At 74.6% G+C, this 283-nt stretch carries 1 protein-coding gene; it reads left to right on the top strand.

Annotated elements, in window-relative coordinates:
* Positions 1–132 precede the first annotated feature (132 nt).
* Positions 133–283, top strand: a 151-nt coding sequence (locus AC0I8G_RS25875; RefSeq protein WP_471732505.1) for an adenylyltransferase/cytidyltransferase family protein, incomplete at its 3' end; no start/stop codon positions are given.

Raw genomic sequence — 283 nt, 5'->3', positions numbered from 1 at the left:
CGCCGCGTTCCTGCTCTGGGGCTTCCCGCAGGTGGTCGGGTTCGTCTACCTGGCCCTGGCCCTGGCCCACACCGCGATGCTCGTCGCCCTGTCGCGGCACTGGTCCGCCCAGCTCGCCTCCGACGGTGCGCGGTGACCGGCCGCTCGCGCGGGACCCTCGGCCACCGCGCCGTCACCGGCTCCGTCCCCGGGGTGTTCGACATGTTCCACATCGGCCACCTCCACATCCTGCGCCGCGCGCGGATCCACTGCGACCCCCGCATCGCCGGGGTCGTCTCCGACG

This window comes from Kineococcus sp. AC630 (genome assembly GCF_979255925.1).
The sequence above is the reverse complement of the archived record's forward strand: the minus strand, read 5'-3'. Positions and strand labels throughout refer to the sequence as shown.